This is a genomic window from Amycolatopsis sp. NPDC051106, from assembly GCF_040682775.1.
Taxonomy (GTDB): domain Bacteria; phylum Actinomycetota; class Actinomycetes; order Mycobacteriales; family Pseudonocardiaceae; genus Amycolatopsis.
Genome location: NZ_JBFBBQ010000001.1, coordinates 15,765 through 33,374 on the forward strand (window position 1 = coordinate 15,765; position 17,610 = coordinate 33,374).

The following is a 17,610-nucleotide window of genomic DNA, read 5'->3' on the forward strand; positions in this document are numbered from 1 at the left end:
GAATCATCGCGCCAGCACCGAGGTGAAGGTGAAGGTCGGCGGCTCGCCGGCGTCGCGGCGGGCGAACTCGTCCTCCCACATCTTGAAGGTGCGCCGGTACAGCGATGCGATCAAGGCGCGTTCCTCCTTGGTGATCTTGCGGTTCTCCTCTTCCACCGCGGCCCAGATCGCGTCGATCGTCTGGTAGAGCGCGAAGATCGGCCCGTCCCCGCGGAGGTAGTTGTGCCGCTCCTCCTCGGTCCGGCGCACGAACCGCTCCCGGTCCAGGCTCCGGATGTCCGGCCCGTGGTCGAACAGCACGTCGACGACGTGCTCGTTGTCTTCGTCGAACCGGCCGGTCTTCCAGTTGAGGATCCGGCCGGTAAGCCCGCCGTCGGGCGTGCTGTCGACCACGAACGCGTGGTCGTAGTACTCGAAGTAGGACGGCGTCTGGACCATCTAAAGACTCCCCTGCAGCGCGTCCCAGAACAGCTCCCGCTCGCGCTTGATCAGCCCGTCGATCAGGGCCTGTTCCTCGTCGGTGTGTGGCCGGTCTTCGGCCTTCTTGAGCGCTTTGAGGTCACGTCGCACCTCGTACAGCGAGTGCTCGTACGCCGAGACATCGTCCAGCGCCTTGAGGTGGAGGCGCAGCTCGGCGACGTGCCCGTCGATGCGCACGCTCATCTGCAGGTCGCGGTAGCCCGCCGGCGCCGGGTTCGCGAAGCGGTCGTCGAAGGCGACGATCTCCAGGTCCGGGTGCTCCGCGATCCGCGCCAACGCGGCGTAGGCGTCCTGCACGCGCTCGAACTGGATCATCGCGCCCGCGAGGTCGACCAGCCGTGACGCGTCTCCGTTGTAGTTCGTGTTGATCTTGTCCATCGCGCGGCCTTCGGACTTCGGCCCGGGACGGAACCCGGCGTGGCCGCCGGTCTCGTCGGCCAGCGGCGGCAGGATCTCCTTCAGCTTGAGATCGGCCTGAGCCGCTTCCCGATAGCGCTCGGCCAGGTACTCCCGCGTGTATGCCTCGTCCCCGAGCCTGCTCTGGTCGAACGGCGCCTGTTTGCGGTGCGCGTTCGGGTGCTCCGCCGCCTGGTCGATCACCTCTCGCGACACCTCGGCCTGGTCCGGGGTGAGCGGGGTCGGGTCGGCGTCCGGGCGCACCGGCTCGGCGTCCGGGTCCGGGTGGTGCACCTCGTGCACGGCGTCGGCGAGGATCGGGATGGCCTCGTCGTGCACCAGCAGGCTCGCGATCGTCTCCGGCTTGCGCAGCAGCGACCGCGTCAGGAACTCGTTGGCCGGGTCGTGGAGGAGTTCGACCAGCTCCGGGTGCTCGGCCAGCCGCGTCCGGACGAACTCGCCGACCGGCCCGAGGTTCTGCGGGTTCCCCTCGTGGTCCTTGACGACGAGGTCGGTGGTGGCGCCGGCCAGGGCTTCGGCGACGCGCGGCTCGGCGAGGAGGTCGTCGAGCCGGGACCGCGGGGCGCCGCCGTAGCCGCCGTGCTCCGGCGGCGCGTCGTGCCCGGTCTGCACGTGTGCCTCGTCCGGCGTGCCGACGTGCATCAGCTTGATGCCCTTCGGCGGCTGCGGCAGGTGCATTAGGTCGCCGGACTGCGGGTCGATGAACGCGACGCCGTCGCGGGTGTGCACGACCATCGCGACGTGCCCGTACTCGACGCCGTTCGGGCCTTCGTACTTCACCGCGACCACGGCGTGGTGGTCGAGCGGCTGGTCCCGCATCTCGCGGATGACGTCGTCGTAGCTGCCGCGCTCGGCGAACGTCTCGCCGAACCGGCCCTCGAGGTGCTCGAGCGTGCCGCGCGTGCCCATCTCGTGGAAGAGGACCGGCTCGGCCGTCATGTCCCCGCCGCGCAGCCGGTCCATGTACGCCTCGGGCGCGCGCGTGCAGTTGGACATGTACCCGTTCTCCAGCGCACCCGGCTGGTGGAAGCCGGGGTTGACCTCGCGCAGGTGCGGGTGCCGGTCCTGGACGTAGGCCGCGCGCTCCGCCGGCGTCGCCGCGCCGGCGTGGATGGCCGGCTCGGCCGGCGGGTTCGTCGCGCGCGCCAGGTTCGAGTAGTCCGCCAGCGATTCGGGGACGTGCGGCGCTTCGGCCGGCCCATCGAGGACGTCGCTGACCTTCGACGGCTCCTGGTGGAACTGTTCGGGCTCGCCGAAGCCGCCGAGGCGTTCCATCAGGGCGGCCTGCTTGCGCCGTTCGAACTCGGCCGCGTTGTGGTCGTTCTCGGCGCGGCGCTCGGCCATCTTCTGCTGCGCGGCCTCGGGGTCGAGGTAGCGCGGGTGGCCCGGGCCGATCTCCTCGGCCTCGATGACCCACTTCCGGCGGCCCTCGGGCGTGATCTCCAGCCGTCGCTCGTGCACCAGCAGCTGCGTGCCGGGCGGCGACAGCGACTCGCGCTCGGACGGGTTTTCGGCGAGCTTCGAGATGTCGCGGAGGTTGTCCGAGCGGACGTGCAGCTCGACGTCGTCGCCGAACTTGCTGGTCGAGAACTCGCTGGTCTTGATGGACGCACTGGAGAAGGACGGCTCGACGACCACCGCGCCCGGCTCGTACGGCCCGGCGACGAGCTCGGCCAGCCGCGGATCACCGCCGACGTCGTAGGCGCGGATGGTCTCGCCGGACGTGCGCGGGACCTGGCTGAGGCCGTCGGTGATGGCGCGGGCGTTCGCCTGGGCGAGGTCGAAGCCGGGGTGGCCCGGGCCGCGGCGCAGGGCCTCGTTGACGTCGTAGGCGTACTCGCCGCGGGTGTAGCCGTGGACCGCGACGGCGGCGTCGTCGGTCAGGGGCAGCCCGGCGGCGTCCCGGCGGGCGAGCGCGCGGTCGTGGATCTCCTGGTAGATGCGCTCGTCGCCGACCGCGCGGCGGATGCTCTCGTGGTCGGCCGGCGTCCCGCGGTGGTCGTCGTCGAAGAGGTAGCCCTCGTCGTGCGGGAGCCGTTCGGCCGGCGGGCTGAGGCGGTCGGCGATGGTCGGGGTTTCGTGCTGGGTTTCGTGCCGGCCGAGGGGCAGTTCGCGGATCCCGGTGGCGTCGTGCGGCAGCTCGGCGAGCCGTCCGGTGACGGGGTCGGCGAACAGGACCCCGTGCTCGGTGTGCACGGCGGCGACCAGCCGTTCGTCGCCGGCGTGCTCGAAGGCGACGGCGGACCGCGCGCCGACGGGACGTTCCCCGAGATCGCGCGCGACGTCGTCGAAGCTGCCGCGGCCGCTCCACGGCCCGCTTAGGGTTTCGCCCCGGGCGGGCCCGGCAACGACGTCCTCGCCGTTCATCCGCCGGTCGAAAGCGGTCATCGACTCGGCGGCGTTGGTCCGGTAGCCGTGCTCGCTCGGGCCGTAGTGGTTGCGGGTGTTGACGGCGGCGAGTTCGGGAACGGCGTCGCGCACGAGCCGCGCGTGCTGCTGCGGCGTCTCGACGGACCCGGCGTGGAGTACGGGCGGGCCACCCGGCGTCAAGGGCTCGGCGAGCCGGGACCAGCCACCTTCGGGTGCGTTCGTGGCGGGCACGCGCTTCTCGGCGGGCGGCGGCGCCGGTTCGTCTCCACCGAGCAGCTTGAACAGGTCCCCGGACGGCTTGAGGTGCGGGTACTCGGCGTAGAACTGCGCGTCCTTCTCGGCCTCTTCCCGCTCGAAGCGCTCTTCGTCGGCACGCTCGGCGGCCCGACGTTCGTCGATCGCCTCCCGCGTGTCAGTGCGGTACCGCGGGTCCCCCGGCGCGATTTCTTCGGCGTGCACGATCCACTGCGGCTGGTCCCGGGCGCCGGGACGGTTCTCGAAGTCGGGGTGCTGAGGGTGCCCCGGGCCCATCTCGACCCCGGTGATCTCGAACTGCGACCCGGCCTTGAAGAGCACCTCACGCTCGCGCCCGATGCTGGCCATGGACTCGACGTCCCGGCCGGTCTTCGACTCGATTCGCATCTCGACCTCACCGGCGAAGGTGCTGCGCGGATGCTCCGCGTCGACCTTCGACGAGCTGAGGAAGGAGGGCTCGGTGATGTGCGCGCCCTCGTGGAAGCGTCCGAGGAAGGCCTGGAGCCGCGAGGGATCGCCGTGGAAGTCGACCCGCCGGGAGACGGTGCCGACGTGCGGAGGCAGCTCGTTGAGCCCGGAGACGAGCGCCCCGGCTTGCGGGGCGAGGTCGACGAGTTCGGGACCGCCGAACCGGAGAGCCCGGTTGAGCGGCCCGACCATCTCCTGCCGCGTGTAGGCGTGCACGGCGAAGGCACCGTCGTCGGACATGCCGGGGTGGAACTGGTCCCGCTTCGCGAGGGCCTCGCGGTGAACCTGTTCGTGCCGCCATTCACCGGTCGACGGGCTTTGCCGCCCGGAGTCCAGGAAGGTGTCCTCGATCCGCGCGATCCCGGCGGGGTCTTGGGTGCGGAATGCCGGATCGTCGAGGTAGGGCTCGTCGGTCTGATGGTCATCGGAGCGGGACGGCGGCTGCTCGGTGTGCGGCGTGCCGTCGGCTTGCTCCGGAGCCGGGTGCTGCGGCTCGGGGGTTTGCTCGGCACCGGGTTGTTGTTCCGACCGTCCCTGCGCGTGCTCTGCAGACCGTTCGGCCGCGGTCGGCTCGTGCTCGCCCGGCCGTTCCGCGGTGGCCTGCTGCTCGGCGGGTGTGTGCTGTCCGCTTGGGCGCTCCGCGGCGTGCGCTTGCTGCTCGACCGGCCTCTCGTGCTCGGCAGCTTGCCCGCTTGTGGGCGGTTGCTCCGCCGGGCGCGCTTGCTCGCCGGCCGGTTCCGTCGGCCGTTCGTGCGGCATTGCCTGCTCGGCAGGTTGTTCGGCACCAGGCGCATCCCGCCCTGCCGGCCGTTCCGCGATGGGAGGCTGTTGGGTTGGGGGTGCGTCGAACTCGGCTGCGGTCACCCGGTGCTCGGCTGGCCGCTCGTGCTCGGCAGCCTGCCCGCCCGTGGGCGGTTGCTCCGCCGGGCGCTCTTGCTCGCCGGCCGGTTCCGTCGGCCGTTCGTGCGGCATTGCCTGTTCAGCAGGCTGCTCGGCAACAGGCGCATCCCGCCCGCTCGGCCTCTCGTGCTCGGCAGCTTGCCCGCTCTCGGACGATTGCTCCGCCGGGCGCGCTTGCTCGCTGGCTGGTTCTGTCGGCCGTTCGTGCGGCATTGCCTGCTCAGCAGGCTGTTCAGCACCAGGTGCATCCCGCCCGACCGGCCGTTCCGCGGTGGGAGGCTGTTGGGTTGGGGGTGCGCCGAGCTCGGCTGGCCGCTCGTGCGCGGCAGCCTGCCCGCTTGTGGGCGGTTGCTCCGCCGGGCGCGCTTGCTCGCCGGCCGGCCGGTTCTGCGGCTGCCCGGTCGCGGGTAGCCGCTGTTCGCCCGGCCGCTCCTGGACCGGGGCGTGGTCGGCCACGGGCACGTTCGGCTCCGCCGGCCTCGCGGCAGGCGGCTCGGGAGTCCGCGGCTGGTCGAAGGGACCCTGCGGACCACGGGGCAGGTGCTCCTGCGGCGGACCGAACCGTGGCGGCGGAACCTGCGGCGGCCCCATCGGGCGCGGCGGACCCAGCCGCGGATCGTGCGGCGGCATCGGCGGCCGGCCACTCGGCGGCATCGGTGGCCGTCCGCCCGGATGCGGCCCGGGGCCCTGCGGTCCGCGCGGCTGGTTCGGATACCCCGCGGGACGCTGCCCGCCAGGCATCCCTGGATGCGGCGGGCCACCCTGCGGCCCCACCGGTGGCCGCGGCGGCATCCGTCGCGGATCGTTCGGCGGCGGCCCACCCTGCGGCTGCCCCCGGTGCGAGGACATCGGCGGCTGCCCACCCTGCGGTGGCTGCCCACCACGCTGCGGCGGCCCACCGTGCGGCTGCCCACCCTGTGGCCCACCGCTGTGCGGCGGCCCACCGCGCGTCGGCTGGCCGCCATGTGGCTGCTGCCCACCAGGTGTCAGCGGTCCACCCTGCGGCGGCTGCCCGCTCAACGGGGCCTGGCTTCCCGGCGGCCGCTGGCCACCGGGAAGCGGCTGTCCACCGTGCGGCGCCTGAGCGCTCGAGGGTTGTCCGCCGTGCGGTTGTCCACCCTGTGCCTGGCCGCCGTGTGGTTGTCCACCGTGCGGTTGCCCGCCGTGCGGTGCCTGGCCGTTTTGAGGGTGTCCGCCGTGCGGCTGGCCGCCCTGCGGTGCCTGGCTGCCCTGCGTTTGTCCGCCGTGCGGCGCATGAGTGCCCAGGGGTTGCCCGCCGTGGGGTGCTTGGCCGTCGCGTGGTTGTCCGCCCTGTGGCTGGCCACCTTGTGGCGGCCGCCCACTCAACGGCACCGGCGGTTGCCCGCGCATCGGCTGGCCCGGGGGCACCCTGCGCGGGTCCTGCGGTGGCATCCGTCGCTGCTGCTCGTGCGGTAGCTGACCGCCGCGCGGAGGCGGCGGGCCCTGTGGTGCCGGGCCGCCTGGGCGCGAACCTGGGCCGCCCGCATGGGCCGGACCGCCACCGGCCGGCATTCCGCCCGGTGGGGGTGGCGTGAATCCGCCTTGGGACGGGACCTGCTGCGGCGACGGTCCCTGCTGGAACGGCGCCGTCCCCCCGTCGGCCGCGAACGGCTGGTTCGTGCCGCCGGTGAAGCCGGCCGCTCCGACGTTGTCCTGGGGGCGGCCGCCGGCCTGACGCCCCGGTTCCGGGCCGGCTCCCGGTGGGGCCATGCCGTAGCCGCCGTTCGACGGTGTCCCCGCCGAACTCGGCGACCCGCCGTGCGACGAGACGGGCGCCGGCGCCGAACCACCTGGTGACGGCGCTGACCCGCCCGATGACGGCGCTGACCCACCCGCGGCCGGTGCCGATCCGCCCGATGACGGCGCTGACCCCCCTACGGACGGCGCCGACCCGCCCGAGGACGGCGGCACCCCACCCGCCGAAGGCGCGGCTCCGCCCACCGGCTGGCTCGGCGCCGGGGCCGCGGCCTGCTGCTGAGGTGCCGGACCGTCCGCGGTCCGTGCTTCGGCCTGCTGCTGAGGCGCCGAACTGTCGGCCGCCGCCCTTACCTCGGGCTGCTGCGGACGTTCTGCCTGCTGGGCGTGGTCAGCACTCGGACGCGGCCCATCGGACTGCTGAGGCTCGTTCCCCGTGTGCCGAGGCTCGACGGTCTGACGTTCCGATGCACTGTCCACGCGTTGCTCTGGCTCACGGCGGGCCTCCGGCTCGGACGACGCCTCTTGCCGCGGCTCTTCCCCACGCGACTCGGGTCCCGACGACGGCTCCTCGCCACGCGACTCAGGCTCAGACGACGCCTCCCGCCGCGACTCGCGCTCACCCTGTGACTCAGGCTCGCTCCGCGACCCGGGCTCAGACGATGGCTCCCGCGAAGGACTCTCACCCCGCGACTCAGGCTCACCGGAGCCCCCATGACCGGACCCACCAGCATCCCCCGGAATGTTCGCCTGGTGAACCGAGTGCATCTGCTCCTTGGCGCCCCCGACCGCACCCCCCACCGCCCCACTGGAAGCCCCGGTCAGCAACTGCTCCGGCGTCAACGACCCCAAATCCCCGGTGACCGCCGCCTGCCCGACGGTCTGCGCGACCCCCTCGACCGCCCCCCGAGCCCCGGCCCGCATGGCCGCGTCCGCGACCTGACCACCGGCGGAGTGCGAAAGCCCCTCCGTAGCCCCACGGCCAATCGACCCGGAAGCCGCGCCGACCACGCCGCCGACCGCACCCGAAATCGCCGCGTCCGAGGTCTTCGACCAGTCCCAGCTCTGGCGATCGCCCTTCGCCATCTGCAGACCCTGGATGCCCGCGTCCATCCCCAGGTTGATGGCCTCGTTCTTGAGGACCTCCATGCCGATCTTCTTGAGACCCTGCTTGAGCAGCTTCTCCAGCAGCTCCTTCGCGACCTGCTTGAACCCCTGCTGCGCCAGCTTCTCGAGCAGCTGCCGGAACAGCATCTGCACGGTCATCCGCGTCGCGATCTGGGCCGGCGCGATGCCCGCCGTCGAGCCGCCGAACGTCACCGCCGCCGCCGCGATCATCGCCGCGATCTGTGCCGCCAGCACGATCAGCGAGATGATGATCATGTACTTCGTGTACTCGACGTCCAGTGCCGTCTGGTCGCACGAATCCCCGAGGGCCTTCGTCGCGTCGGCCAGCTGCTTGAAGTACGCCTCGTCGCCCTCGACGAACTTCTTCCACTGCTCCACGAACGCGTCGGCGCCGTCGCCGGTCCAGTTGTCGCGGATGCCGGACGCCGCCTGGTTACCGGCCTCCGATGCCGGGGCGATCGCCGAAGACGCCGTGTGCCACGCGTCGCGCAGGGCGCGCAGCTTGGTCTCGTCGCCCTCGGGCCAGCTCTCGCCGACGACGATCGGCAGCAGCCACTTGACCGCGTCGGGCATCTCCATACCCACGGGTCATTGCCCCTTGCCGAGCTGCGAAGTCACGTCTTCGTCGGCGCCCGAAAGTGCCTTCATCGACTTGGCGACGTTCTGCTGCATCCCGCGCAACCCCTGCACGAGGTTGGCGAAGCCTTCGACGGCGCCCTGTGAACCGGGCACGTAGTCCTTCGCGAACTCCTTGCCGGAGTCGTCGTCACCCCAGCACGCGCCCTGCGCGTCGAGGGCACCCTGCAACGTCTTCAGCGCGCTGTCCAGCCCGTCCGCCGCCGTGACCAGGCCGTTCGACGCGCGCAGGACGGCGTCGGGTTCCGCGGTGAACCCGGAGCCCCCTCCGGGCATCAGTCGCCCCTCGTCATCCAGGACGACGGTGGCTCCTCGTCCTCGTCACGCGGCGGGCGGACGCGCTTCGGAGCGGGCTTGGGCGCGGGCATCGGCGGCGGCACGGCCTCGTTGCGCAGGATCGAGCCACCCTCCTCGTAGGAGGGCTGCGGCGCCGGAGCTTCTTCCTCGACGAACTCGGGGATCTGCGGCACCAGCCCGGCCAGCGACGGCGCACCCTCGACGAGGTCCGCGAGGTCGGGCAGTCCCTCGGTGATCGGCGCCATGAGGTCCGCGATCTTCTGCTTGACCTGCAGCGATCCCTGACGCACCACCGTCTGGACGGTGTTCGCGAGCTGCGCGGGCGTCGTGCGTTCGAACGCGTTTGGCGCGAACTCGAGCTTCGCGAGGTTGCCGCCGGCGTCGATCGTGGCGCGGACCAGGCCGTCGGGGGAACTCACCTGGGCGGTGGTCTCGGCCGCCGCGGCCTGGGCGTCCCGCAGCTGGGCAGTCTGCCGTTCGAAGTTCTCCAGGAGGGTGTCCATCTGGTCCTTCATCGCGGCGTTGCGTGCTTCGAGCCGTGCACGGTCGTCGCCCGCGGTGGTCACAGGTGCCCCCGGTGTCCCTCGAACCTACTAATGACTTGCCGTCACCCTAATGCCAATGGAGCAGTGGCCGTGACCGGTTCGGGTGTTTGCCTCAGCGAATCGCGCGCCGCCGCGCCAGTGCGTACCCGGCTCCGCCGACGAGGTAGCAGACGGTCGCGGCGATGAGCAGGCCCGGCGAGTGGCCGTCGTCCGGCACGACCAGCGCGGCCAGCGAAACCGCCGCGACCTGCGTGATGTTGAAGAGCGTGTCGTACAGCGCGAACACGCGGCCGCGGGCTTCGTCGGCGACGTCGAGCTGGATCGACGAGTCGACGCAGAGCTTGAGCACCTGCCCGGCGCCGGTGATGACGAACGACGCGAGCAGCGCCAGCGGCAACACCATCGGCAGGCCCAGCGCGGACTGCGCGATCGCCGCGAGAACCAGCGAACCGAGCACCGCGCGCAGGCGGCCGAGCTTCCGGATCAGCCGTGCGGTCAGCAACCCGGCGATGAGGATGCCGGCCCCGGCGAGCGCGGCCATCTGCCCGAGCCCGGGCAAACCGGCGCGGAAGATCCCGTGGTCGGTGAAGTAGTTCCGCATCAGCAGCACGGTGACCAGAAGTGACACCCCGAACGACGCCCGGTGCGCGAACAGTGCGAGGAACCCCGCCGTGACGCTCGGCGCGCGCCAGGCGTGCTTCGCGCCATCAGCCAGCCCTCGCGCGACGGCCAGCAGGGGGTTCGGCGGCTCGTCGACCACCGACGGCCCGAGCACACCGCGGGCGAAGCCGCGCGCGATGAACGCCGAGACCAGCGTGCCGAGGACGGCGAACGCCGTCGTCTCGGCCGAGCCGAGATCGTTGCTGCCGAAGAGCGCGCGAAGGCCGATCGCGCAGCCGCCGCCGATGACGGCGACCACGGAACCGAGAGTCGTGGCGAAGGCGTTCGCCGTCACGACGCTCTCTTCCTCCACGACGTGCGGCAGCGACGCCGAAAGCCCGGAGCCGATGAAGCGCGAGATGCCTTCCGCGGCCAGTGCCAGCGAAAACAGGCCGATCCCGCCGAACCCGAAGCCGACGGCGGCGGACGCCGAGACGATCGCGAGGCCGCGCAGGAGGTTCGCGAAGATCAGGACTTTCCGGCGGTCCCAGCGGTCCAGCAGGGCGCCGGCGAACGGACCGACGACGGAGTACGGCAGCAGCAGCGCGGCGAACCCGCCGGCGATGGCCAGCGGATCGGCGGCGCGCTCGGGGTTGAACAGCACGGCACCAGCCAGGCCGGCGCGGAAGACGCCGTCACCCCAGCTCGCGGCGAACCGGGTGAAGAGCAGGCGGCGGAAGTCGGGATCTTTGAACAGCTCCCGCGGCCCTCTGCGTCGTGTCGCCGTCCGAGCGCTGATCGTCACGAAGCCAGAGTAGTAGGTGGCCGACGCACTGAGGTCGCCTCTCGGCGGCTATGCGCAGTGTGGCTCCTGCCGGACGGTATTCCACAAAGGCGGTTCTTCAGTGAGCCCGGGGGACACGGAGTGCGCCGACCACTGTTTCAAACGAGGCTGCTGAGGCGATTGTTCCCGAGCCGAAGTATTTCGCCGGGCCAGAGGTGAGATCATGGGTCGCGTGCCAGCGGACGCCGAGGTTGAGCCGGGAACGCTCCTGGTCGCCGCCCCCACGATGGTCGACCCGAACTTCAAGCGGACCGTCGTGTTCGTGATCGATCATCGCGACGAAGGCACGCTCGGCGTGGTCCTGAACCGGCCGAGTGACGTCGCCGTGCACGATGTCCTGCCCAACTGGGGCGGGCACGTCGCCGAGCCGCAGGCGGTGTTCGTCGGCGGGCCGGTCGAGAAGAAGACCGCGCTGTGCCTGGCCGCGCTGCGCACCGGCGAGACCGCGGCGAGCGTGCCGGGCGTGATCGCGGTCCGCGGCCCGGTCGCGCTGGTCGACCTGGACACCGACCCCGAGGTGCTGGTGCCGAAGGTCCGCGGCGTGCGCGTGTTCGCCGGGTACGCGGGCTGGGACTCCGGGCAACTGGCCGGCGAGATCGAGCGGGACGACTGGGTCATCGTGCCCGCGCTCCCGAGCGACATCCTGGCGTCACCGAGCGGCGACCTGTGGAGCCAGGTGCTGCGCCGCCAGGGCATCCCGCTGGCCCTGCTGGCCACCCATCCGGGCGACCTACAGCGGAATTAGGCTTCTTCCTTCTTGAAGACCCCGCAGCCGCCGGCGCCGCACGCGCAGCCGCTGCACCCCGCGGGCGCGGCCGGAGCCGGCGCGGGCACGGTCAGCGCGGCCCGGTTGCCGAGCACCCCGCCGCCCATGACCAGCACGAGCATCGCGAGCACGCCGGCGAGCGCGGCGGAGACCAGGCCGGCGGTCGTCGGCATCGCGAGCCCGGCCAGCCCGGTGAGCACGGAGATCGCGCCGCCGGCCATGGTCGGCAGCGCCGCGACGCGGTTGGCCAGCTTGAACGCTTCTTCGCTGCGCAACGCGGCCTGCGTGCGCACGCCGGTGCCGCCTTCGCGCGTCAAGCGCTCACGGAACCCGAGATACCCACCAAAGCCGACGAGCAGACCCAGCACGACCGGAACCAGCGCGATAGCGAACACGAGCTCAAGGATAAGCGTGACGTCCCGGCAACCTGGCGGATACCCTGACCGACTGTGCTACAGGCCATGTCACCACGCGTACTGCCCACAGTGCTGGCCACTGCCCTGATCGGGGGAATTCTCGCCGCGACGCCGGCGAGCGCCACCGAAAGTCACCAGCGGCCGGTCCGGCTGCTCGGCGAGCAGATCGTCCCCAACTCCCTGCTGTTCCAGGGCACGGTGGTCGGCGGCCTGTCCAGCATCGACTACGACCCCCGGACCGGCGGCTACGCGCTGATCTGCGACGACCGGTCGGCGATCAACCCCGCCCGCTTCTACACGGCGACCTTCCCGGTATCGGCGAACGGCGTCGGCCCGGTCACCTTCACCGGCACGAAGCCGCTGCTGCGCCCGGACGGCACGCCGTACCCGCCGCTCGCGCAGAACGATCCCGCGAAGCCGCAGAACGAGCAGACGATCGACCCCGAGGAGCTGCGCGTCGACCCGTGGACCGGGGACTACTACTGGTCGCAGGAGGGCGAGCGCACCGCGACGACGTTGATCGACCCGTCGATCCGCGAAGCCCGCCGCGACGGAAAATACGTCCGCGACCTGCCGATCCCCGCGAACGAGAAGATGACGCCGACAGCCGGCCCCCGGCAGAACCTCGTCCTCGAGGGCATCACCTTCACCGGGTTCGGCTCGCTGCTGGCCAGTGAGGTCGAGGGCCCGCTGCTGCAGGACGGCCCCGAGCCGACGACGACCGCCGGCGCGCTCTCGCGGATCACCCTCCAGTCGCGCTTCGGCCCGATCCTGGCGCAGTACGCGTACCCGCAGGAGCCGCTCTTCGCCGCGCCGGTGCCGCCGACGGCGTTCGCCACCACCGGCGTTTCCTCGATGCTGGCCGTCGACCAGGCCGACCCGACGAAGTTCCTCATGATGGAGCGCTCGTTCAGCACCGGCGTCGGCAACAAGGTGCGCGTCTACGAAATCGACACGAAGGGTGCGACGAACGTCCTGAACGTCAAGTCCCTGGCCGACGCGAAGCACGTCAAGCCGGTCAAGAAGCGGTTCCTCTTCGACGCCGCCGACCTCGGCCTGTCCACTGTGGACAACATCGAAGGCATGACCTGGGGCCCGAAGCTCCCGAACGCCGAGCGCAGCTTGATCATCGTCAGCGACAACAACTTCTCGGCCACGCAGGTCACCCAGTTCGTCGCACTGGCGGTCCCCTCGGAACGGCTTTGACCAGCAAGTTACGATGAACCCATGAACACGGCTCGGCTGCTCCTTAGCCTGCCGCGCTGACCGGGCCCGGCCCGGCCGGCGCGGCGACCCCTCATGCCCTGGTGGCTGAGGGGTCGAGTTGTTTCTGGAGCGGCTCGAAACGAAGGAAGACGTCATGACTGAGGCGACAGGGACCGACGTCCCGGCGCACCGCTACACGGCCGCGCTGGCGGGTCAGATCGAGCAGCGCTGGCAGGACCACTGGGCCGACCAGGGCACCTTCCACGCGCCCAACCCCGTCGGGCCGCTCTCGGTCGAGGGGCAGCCGGTCCCCAGCGACAAGCTGTTCGTCCAGGACATGTTCCCGTACCCGTCGGGCTCCGGCCTGCACGTCGGGCACCCGCTGGGCTTCATCAGCACCGACGTCTTCGCCCGGTACCACCGGATGATCGGGCGCAACGTGCTGCACACGATGGGCTTCGACGCGTTCGGCCTGCCGGCCGAGCAGTACGCGGTCCAGACCGGGCAGCACCCGCGCAAGACCACCGAGGAGAACATCCGGACCTACCTGCGCCAGATCCGGCGACTGGGCCTGGGCCACGACGAACGCCGTCGCATCTCCACGATCGACCCCGAGTACTACCGCTGGACGCAGTGGATCTTCCTGCGGATCTTCAACTCCTGGTACGACACCGACGCGGGTAAGGCGCGCCCGATCGCCGAGCTGGAGGCCGCGTTCGCCGACGGCTCGCGGCCCACCCCGGACGGCCGTGACTGGGCGGCGCTGAGCGCGTCCGAGCGGAAGAAGGTGATCGACGACCACCGGCTGGTGTACATCTCCGAAGCGCCGGTCAACTGGTGCCCGGGCCTGGGCACCGTGCTGTCGAACGAAGAGGTCACCGCCGACGGCCGCAGCGAGCGCGGCAACTTCCCCGTCTTCCGCCGCAACCTGCGGCAGTGGATGATGCGGATCACCGCGTACGCCGATCGCCTGGTCGACGACCTGGACCTGCTGGACTGGCCGGAGAAGGTCAAGTCCATGCAGCGGAACTGGATCGGCCGCTCGCACGGCGCCCGCGTCACCTTCAAGTCCGGTGACGACGCGATCGAGGTCTTCACGACCCGGCCCGACACCCTGTTCGGCGCCACGTACATGGTGCTGGCGCCGGAACACCCGCTGGTCGACAAGCTGACCGCGGCCGCGTGGGCCGAAGGCGTCGACGAGCGCTGGACCGCCGGCGCGGCGACGCCCGCCGAGGCCATCAAGGAATACCGCGTCGCAGCGTCGCGGAAGTCCGAGCTGGACCGGCAGGAGAACAAGGAGAAGACCGGCGTCTTCACCGGCGCGTACGCGACGAACCCGGTGAACGACAAGCAGATCCCGATCTTCGTCGCCGACTACGTGCTGATGGGTTACGGCACCGGCGCGATCATGGCCGTCCCCGGCCAGGACGTCCGCGACTGGGAGTTCGCCGAGAAGTTCGGGCTGGACATCATCCGGACCGTGCAGCCCTCGGAGGGCTTCGACGGCAAGGCGTTCACGGGTGACGGCCCCGCGATCAACTCGGGCTTCCTGGACGGCATGGACGTCGCCGAGGCCAAGAAGACGATCATCGACTGGCTGGCCGAGAAGGGCGCCGGCACCGGGACCGTGCAGTACAAGCTGCGCGACTGGCTGTTCTCGCGCCAGCGCTACTGGGGCGAGCCGTTCCCGGTGGTTTACGACGAGGCCGGCGAAGTCCACGCCGTCCCCGAGTCGATGCTGCCGATCGAGCTGCCCGAGGTCGCCGACTACTCGCCGGTGACGTTCGACCCGGAGGACCGCGACTCGATGCCGTCGTCCCCGCTGGCCCGCGCGACGGACTGGGTCGAGGTCGAGCTGGACCTGGGCGACGGTCCGAAGAAGTACCGCCGCGACATCAACACGATGCCGAACTGGGCGGGTTCGTGCTGGTACCAGCTGCGCTACCTGGACCCGACGAACAGCGAGACGTTCTGCGCGCCGGAGAACGAGGCGTACTGGATGGGCCCGCGGCCCGGCGAGCACGGCGCGGACGACACCGGCGGCGTCGACCTGTACATCGGCGGCGTCGAGCACGCGGTGCTGCACCTGCTGTACTCGCGGTTCTGGCACAAGGTGCTGTTCGACCTGGGCCACGTGACGTCCAAGGAGCCGTACCGGAAGCTGTTCAACCAGGGCTACATCGAGGCGTACGCGTACACGGACGCGCGCGGCGTCTACGTCCCGGCCGAGCAGGTCGAGGAGCGCGACGGGAAGTACTTCTTCAACGACGAAGAAGTCACCCGGGAGTACGGCAAGATGGGCAAGAGCCTGAAGAACGTCGTCACGCCGGACGAAATGGCCGAGAACTACGGCGCCGACACGTTCCGGTTCTACGAGATGGCGATGGGCCCGCTGTCCATGTCGCGCCCGTGGGCGACCAAGGACGTCGTGGGCGCGCACCGGTTCCTGCAGCGGCTGTGGCGCCTGGTCGTCGACGAGACGACCGGCGAGCTGCGAGTGTCCACTGAGGACGCCACCGAGGCCGACCGGAAGGTGCTGCACAAGACCATCGCCGGCGTCCGCGAGGACTACGCGGAGATGCGCTTCAACACGGCCGGCGCGAAGCTGATCGAGCTGAACAACCACGTCACCAAGGTGTACGGCGCGGCCGCGTCGACGCCGCGCGAGCTGGCCGAGCCGCTGGTGCTGATGCTGGCGCCGCTGGCGCCGCACCTGGCGGAGGAGCTGTGGCACCGGCTGGGCCACGTGGACTCGCTGGTGCAGGGCCCGTTCCCGGTCGTGGACGAGAAGTACCTGGTGGAGGACTCCGTCGAGTACCCGATCCAGGTCAACGGCAAGGTCCGCTCCCGGGTGACGGTCGCGGCGTCCGCGTCGTCGGAGCAGGTCCAGGCGGCGGCACTGGCGGACGAGAAGGTCGCGGCGCTGGTCGGCGACGGCTCGCCGCGCAAGGTGATCGTGGTGCCGGGTCGGCTGGTCAACATCGTCTTGTAGCGCGCTGTCGGAAAGCCGCCGGTGCTTCTCCCGCGTTCTCGATTTGATTGAACGGTCAAGAAAATCCGTTCGATCGAAGGAGAACCGGGGATGACCCTCGACGGCAAGGTGGCACTGGTGACGGGCGGCAGCCGCGGGATCGGCGCGGCCACGGCACTGCGGCTCGCCGAGGACGGCGCGGACGTCGCGCTGACGTACCAGCACAACGGCGCGCGGGCGGCCGAGGTGGTCGAGCAGATCAAGAACCTCGGTCGTCGCGCGCTGGCGATCCAGGCGGATTCGGCCGACGCCGCCGCGGTGTCGGCGGCGGTTTCGGCGGCTGTCGCGGAGTTCGGCCGGCTGGACGTGCTGGTGAACAACGCGGGCGTCGGCTTCGTCGGCGCCTTCACCGAGACCGCGCTCGAAGACGTCGACCGCGTCCTCGCGGTGAACGTCCGCGGCGTGTTCGCGGCCACGCAGGCCGCGGCCGGCGTCCTGGGTGAGGGCGGCCGCGTGATCACGATCGGCAGCTGCGTGACGGACCGCGTGCCGGGCCCGGGCATGGCGCTGTACGCGACGAGCAAGGCGGCGATGGTCGGCCTGACCAAGGCACTGGCGCGGGAGCTCGGCCCGCGCGGCATCACGGTGAACCTGGTCCACCCGGGCCCGACGGACACGGACATGAACCCGGCCGACGGCCCGTACGCGGCGGATCAGCGGGCTCTGACGGCGTTCGACCGCTACGGGTCGCCTTCCGAAGTGGCTGCTGCGGTTTCCTACCTGGCTTCGCCGGCCAGCGCTTACGTGACGGCGGCGACGCTGTCCGTGGACGGCGGCCACGCGGCCTAGCCGGAGTAGAGCCCGATCTCCCGGGCGAGGTCGATGAGCATCGCCTCGAACAGGACGTCCGGCTTGGACATCGGGATCGGGTAGTTGCCGAAGACCTCGAGCGTGACGTGCCCGTAGAGCCGGGCCCAGAACTGGATCATCAGGTACGTCACGCCGAGGTCGATCTTCTCCACCGGCACCGCCCGGTCGGACTCGGCGAGCACGGTGACCAGCGACTCTTGGAACGTCTTGAAGTCGTCCCGCAGCTCGTCGGGCACCCCACTGGCGGGCGGCAGCACGATGTCGGTCCGCGCGAGCACCCGCCCGGCGGCGGCCAGGAAGATGCGCCCGAAAGGCTCGTCGACCCGGCTCAGCGCGGAGCCCGCGGCGGACCCGACCCCGCCGGTCGGCGACGCGAAGACCAGCGTGAATTCCTTCGTGTGGGTGAGCGCCCACCGCCGGAAGCCCTTGCAGATGGCGAACAGCTGCATGATCCCGTCGTCCGGCAGCTCGGCGATGTCCTGCGCAAGCTCGTCGGCCAGATCGGCGCAGACGTCCAGCCGCAGGTTCTCGACGAGGTCATCCCGCGACTCGTAGTACCGGTAGAGCGCAGGCGCGGTGATCCCCAGCTCCCGCGCGATGGCGCGCAGGGTGACCGCCTCCGGCCCCTGCTCGACGAGCAGCTTCCGGGCGGTCCGCCGGATGTCCTGTTCGGTAGCCGCACGCGCGCGACCCCTGCGGGTGGGGTGGCTCATCCGAACAGT

General features: G+C 71.2%; 13 protein-coding genes. 6 read left to right on the forward strand and 7 right to left on the reverse strand.

Going from position 1 to position 17,610, the window contains the following annotated elements; genetic code table 11:
• Window positions 1-3: 3 nt before the first annotated feature.
• Both AB0M83_RS00055 and AB0M83_RS00060 read right to left on the reverse strand, forming a co-directional pair.
• Window positions 4-438: a hypothetical protein gene (locus tag AB0M83_RS00055; RefSeq protein ID WP_364510023.1), complete on the reverse strand. Its 435-nt coding sequence runs from the start codon at window positions 436-438 to the stop codon at window positions 4-6.
• Window positions 439-4,230 carry a toxin glutamine deamidase domain-containing protein gene (locus tag AB0M83_RS00060; protein WP_364510026.1) on the reverse strand — a complete coding sequence of 1,264 codons (3,792 nt, stop codon included), beginning with the start codon at window positions 4,228-4,230 and terminating at the stop codon, window positions 439-441.
• On the opposite strand from AB0M83_RS00060, the gene AB0M83_RS00065 reads away from it, so the two are divergent.
• Window positions 4,201-5,301, forward strand: a complete 1,101-nt coding sequence (locus tag AB0M83_RS00065; protein WP_364510028.1) for a hypothetical protein — start codon at window positions 4,201-4,203, stop codon at window positions 5,299-5,301. The genes AB0M83_RS00060 and AB0M83_RS00065 overlap by 30 nt on opposite strands.
• Before the next feature lie 426 nt (window positions 5,302-5,727).
• A complete protein-coding gene (locus AB0M83_RS00070; RefSeq protein WP_364510031.1) occupies window positions 5,728-6,327 on the forward strand; it encodes a hypothetical protein in 600 nt (199 codons plus the stop codon).
• 1,995 nt (window positions 6,328-8,322) lie between these two features.
• Here AB0M83_RS00070 and AB0M83_RS00075 read toward each other — a convergent pair.
• The 3 genes from AB0M83_RS00075 to AB0M83_RS00085 form a co-directional block, all read right to left on the reverse strand.
• Window positions 8,323-8,646 (reverse strand): WXG100 family type VII secretion target, encoded by a 324-nt coding sequence (locus AB0M83_RS00075; protein WP_364510034.1) that lies wholly within the window; start codon window positions 8,644-8,646, stop codon window positions 8,323-8,325.
• Window positions 8,646-9,233, reverse strand: coding sequence for a YbaB/EbfC family nucleoid-associated protein (locus AB0M83_RS00080; RefSeq protein ID WP_364510036.1), 588 nt, complete (start codon window positions 9,231-9,233; stop codon window positions 8,646-8,648). The genes AB0M83_RS00075 and AB0M83_RS00080 overlap by 1 nt, the downstream gene beginning before the upstream one ends.
• Window positions 9,234-9,324: 91 nt before the next feature.
• Window positions 9,325-10,617 carry an MFS transporter gene (locus AB0M83_RS00085; protein ID WP_364510039.1) on the reverse strand — a complete coding sequence of 431 codons (1,293 nt, stop codon included), beginning with the start codon at window positions 10,615-10,617 and terminating at the stop codon, window positions 9,325-9,327.
• A 202-nt stretch (window positions 10,618-10,819) separates the two neighbouring features.
• Here AB0M83_RS00085 and AB0M83_RS00090 point away from each other — a divergent pair, with 202 nt between their 5' ends.
• A complete protein-coding gene (locus tag AB0M83_RS00090) occupies window positions 10,820-11,401 on the forward strand; it encodes a YqgE/AlgH family protein (protein ID WP_167379639.1) in 582 nt (193 codons plus the stop codon).
• Here AB0M83_RS00090 and AB0M83_RS00095 read toward each other — a convergent pair.
• A complete protein-coding gene (locus AB0M83_RS00095) occupies window positions 11,398-11,817 on the reverse strand; it encodes an SdpI family protein (protein WP_364510042.1) in 420 nt (139 codons plus the stop codon). The genes AB0M83_RS00090 and AB0M83_RS00095 overlap by 4 nt on opposite strands.
• A 66-nt stretch (window positions 11,818-11,883) precedes the next feature.
• Between AB0M83_RS00095 and AB0M83_RS00100 the strand changes: the two genes are divergently transcribed.
• From AB0M83_RS00100 to AB0M83_RS00110, 3 genes are all read left to right on the forward strand, one after another.
• Window positions 11,884-13,044, forward strand: coding sequence for an esterase-like activity of phytase family protein (locus AB0M83_RS00100; RefSeq protein WP_364510045.1), 1,161 nt, complete (start codon window positions 11,884-11,886; stop codon window positions 13,042-13,044).
• Window positions 13,045-13,198: 154 nt separating this feature from the next.
• Window positions 13,199-16,039 carry a leucine--tRNA ligase gene (gene leuS / locus AB0M83_RS00105; RefSeq protein ID WP_364510048.1) on the forward strand — a complete coding sequence of 947 codons (2,841 nt, stop codon included), beginning with the start codon at window positions 13,199-13,201 and terminating at the stop codon, window positions 16,037-16,039.
• A gap of 90 nt (window positions 16,040-16,129) precedes the next feature.
• Entirely contained in the window at window positions 16,130-16,867 is a 738-nt protein-coding gene (locus AB0M83_RS00110) for an SDR family oxidoreductase (RefSeq protein ID WP_364510050.1), read from the forward strand.
• Here AB0M83_RS00110 and AB0M83_RS00115 read toward each other — a convergent pair.
• On the reverse strand, window positions 16,864-17,601 hold the full coding sequence (locus AB0M83_RS00115; protein WP_364510053.1) for a TetR/AcrR family transcriptional regulator: 738 nt from the start codon (window positions 17,599-17,601) through the stop codon (window positions 16,864-16,866). The two genes, AB0M83_RS00110 and AB0M83_RS00115, sit on opposite strands and share 4 nt — an antisense overlap.
• Window positions 17,602-17,610 lie beyond the last annotated feature (9 nt).